Annotated in this window: 4 protein-coding genes; all 4 read left to right on the forward strand. The window is 62.4% G+C overall.

Annotated features, from left to right (window positions below; translation table 11 throughout):
• Positions 1 to 88 precede the first annotated feature (88 nt).
• The 4 genes from tnpA to AC0L3J_RS36885 are packed head-to-tail and all read left to right on the forward strand — an operon-like array spanning position 89 to position 3,074.
• Positions 89 to 511 carry an IS66-like element accessory protein TnpA gene (gene tnpA, locus AC0L3J_RS36870; protein WP_473350356.1) on the forward strand — a complete coding sequence of 141 codons (423 nt, stop codon included), beginning with the start codon at positions 89 to 91 and terminating at the stop codon, positions 509 to 511.
• Positions 505 to 858, forward strand: a complete 354-nt coding sequence (tnpB, locus tag AC0L3J_RS36875) for an IS66 family insertion sequence element accessory protein TnpB (RefSeq protein WP_091898177.1) — start codon at positions 505 to 507, stop codon at positions 856 to 858. Before tnpA ends, tnpB begins: the two co-directional genes overlap by 7 nt.
• Before the next feature lie 51 nt (positions 859 to 909).
• A complete protein-coding gene (tnpC, locus tag AC0L3J_RS36880; RefSeq protein ID WP_473350358.1) occupies positions 910 to 2,475 on the forward strand; it encodes an IS66 family transposase in 1,566 nt (521 codons plus the stop codon).
• A complete protein-coding gene (locus tag AC0L3J_RS36885; protein ID WP_473350359.1) occupies positions 2,472 to 3,074 on the forward strand; it encodes a plasmid pRiA4b ORF-3 family protein in 603 nt (200 codons plus the stop codon). The genes tnpC and AC0L3J_RS36885 overlap by 4 nt, the downstream gene beginning before the upstream one ends.
• Positions 3,075 to 3,115 lie beyond the last annotated feature (41 nt).

The raw sequence follows: 3,115 nt of genomic DNA on the forward strand, positions 1-3,115 counted from the left end.
GTAAGCGTAGCGCCGCGGCCCTTTAGATTGTCTGTGCGCGATCTTGGGAGCGCCGTTAGAAGAGCCATCTTCTGCAAGGGTGCTCACAATGGACGACCATTCGGACGACATAAGACGACCATTGACACAGCGTATCGAAGTGTACGCCGGCGCAGGCCGTAAGCAGTGGCCGGATGATTTGAAGGGGCAGATCGTCGCGGACAGTCTCGAGCCGGGCGCGATCGTAACAGATGTCGCACGTCGCCATGGCTGCCGGTCCCAGCAGGTGCATGACTGGCGGCGCCGGGCGCGTTCAGGTCAACTGGTGCTGCCAGCTGCGGGGGGAGCACTGTCGTTTGTGCCATTGGTGTCGGAATCGTCGCCATCGGTGGCTGCAGCTCCCTCCGGGTCGCCGGAACCAGCCGTTGTGACGGTTGAGCTCCATGGGGCACGAGTTGAGGTGCGAGGGACGCCTGGCCTTGCCGTGTTGAGTGATGTGTTTGTTGCGTTGCGCCGGACACGTTCATGCTGACGGCTCCCGCTGGCCTCATGATTTATGTTGCGACCCGACCTGTAGACTTCAGGAAGGGCGCAGATGGCCTGGCGTTGTTGGCGAAGGAGACGCTGGGCCACGATCCGATGAAGGGCGTGGCGGTGGTCTTCCGTGCGAAGCGCGCTGATCGGGTGAAGATTGTTGTCTGGGATGGTAGTGGCCTCGTGCTGTATTGGAAGCGGCTTGAGGGCAGCGCCTTCAAGTGGCCGCCGGTCGTTGACGGCGTCATGCGAATGAACGCCGCGCAGTTGTCCGCGCTTCTGGCCGGCATGGATTGGACACGCATGCATGCGCCTCGAATCCCGCAGCCGAAAGCGCTTGCGTAGGACATAAAATCTTCGCTGCATCGGGGCGCGAAGCATGACAGACTCGGGCCAATGAGTGATTTGCCTGATGAACTGCCGAGCGATCCAGCCGAGTTGCGCGTCTTTGCCGCGGCTCTGCTGGATCGCTGCGCCAGGCTCGAGCGGTTGCTCAAGCTTGCAAAAGACGCGCAGTTCGGTCGATCGTCGGAAAAGCTTGACGGTGATCAGCTCCAGCTTGTTCTGGAGGATATCGATCAGGCTGTCGCGGCTCTCGAAGCAGCCGAGGACCGCGCCAATCCCAAAACACGCGAGAAGAGAGCTGCCGAGCGCAGGGCCAATCGTGGCAAGCTGCCGGAGCATTTGCCGCGCATCATCGAGACCCTGATGCCCGCTGCAACCTGCTGCCCGTGCTGCGCAGGCGACCTTTTTGAGATCGGTCACGATGAGAGCCAGAGGCTGGACGTCGTACCGGCGCAGTATCGCGTTATCGTCACCCGCCGCCCCAAACTGGCCTGCCGCGCCTGTCACGGCGTCGTCCTCCAGCATGCTGCTCCCGAGCGATTGATCAGGGGAGGACTGCCGACCGAGCGGCTCGTCGCGCATGTGATCGATGCCAAGTATCATTGGCATTTGCCGCTTTACCGCCAGACGCAGATGCTGGCGACGCACGGTATCGCCATCGACCGTTCCACGCTCGCCTTCTGGGTCGGCTACGCCGCCCAGGAATTGAAGCCCTTGTGGCATCGCCTGCGCGAGCTTCTACTCGCCTCTCCGCAGCTCTGTGTCGATGAGACCCCGGCGCCGGTGCTGGATCCCGGGCGCGGCAGGACCAAAACCGGCTACTTCTGGGCGCTGTCGCGCGATGACAGGCCTTGGGCCGGGCCTGATCCGCCCGGCGTGGTCTATGCCTATGCACCAGGCCGCGGCGCCGTTCATGGCTTGCGACTGCTCGAAGGCTATCGCGGCATCATCCACTGCGACGGCTATCAGGCTTACAAGACCATGATGCGAGAGACGCGTGCGGACGCCTTGTCCGGGACGCTCGCATTCTGCTGGTCGCATCTCCGGCGCCAGTTTGTGAAGATCGAGCGCGAGGCTTCGCCGGCGCCGGCGCCGGTTGCCCGCGAGGCCCTCGAGCGCATCGCCCAGCTCTACGCGGTCGAGAAAGCCCTCCGTGGCCGATCTGACGCCGCGCGCCGCGCGGGCCGGCAGGCGCATGCCCGGCCGTTGGCTGCAGCCTTGAAGCAGTGGTTTGAGGCGAAGCTTGGTCACCTCGCGCAGAAGAGTGAGACGGCGAAAGCTTTACGGTATGCACTGCGTCATTGGGACGGCTTGACGCTCTACCTTGATGACGGGCGCATCGAAATGGACACCAACGCAGTCGAGCGTGCGATGCGGCCGATCAAGCTCAATGCCAAGAACGCCCTGTTCGCCGGGTGTGACGAGGGTGCTGAGAATTGGGCATTGCTGGCGTCGCTCATTGAGACCTGTAAGCTCAACGGCGTCAGCGCCGAGTATTGGCTTGCCGACGTTCTCGCAAAGCTCGTCAATGGCTGGCCGGCGGCACGGCTGGACGAACTGCTTCCCTGGGCATCGACCTATACGATGCATGCACAAGATCCGAGGCTTGCGGCATGAGCCTCAGCACGACCGCGGTCCGGATCAAGGTGACTCTCAAGGACGTGAAACCGGAGGTGATGCGATGCCTTGTCGTGCCGCTCACGCTGCGCCTTGATCGGCTGCATCTGACGCTTCAGGCGGCGTTTGGCTGGACGAATAGCCATCTCTTCGAGTTTTTGGCTGGCGAAGGACGTTGGGGTATCCCTGATCCCGATGGAGATTTTGGCCCTCAGCCCATCGATGCTCGCAAGACGCGGCTCTCCAATATCGTTCACGAGACCGGCGCGAAAACGATCCATTATCTCTGCGACTTCGGCGACAGCTGGGATCACGTGATCAAGCTCGAAAAGTGGTTCGACAACACGACAACGGAGGGACTTCCCCTCTTGCTCGAGGCCGCCGGCCGTTGTCCTCCGGAAGATGTCGGCGGTGCGTCAGGCTATACCGAATACCTCGACGCCATCCGCGACCCCACCCATCCGGAGCACGAACAAATGCGCCTCTGGGGCCCTGAGCAGTTTGATCCCAACGTCGTCGACCGGAAGGCGCTCGAGGCCGCCGTCAACGCATTGTCGGAAATATGGAAGCCGCGCCGGCGCACCACGCGTTCAAAATAGACGTCAAGCACCAATCAAATGGGCCTCAGAGCGACGCTTAC

The organism is Bradyrhizobium sp. Kon37, from assembly GCF_055807535.1.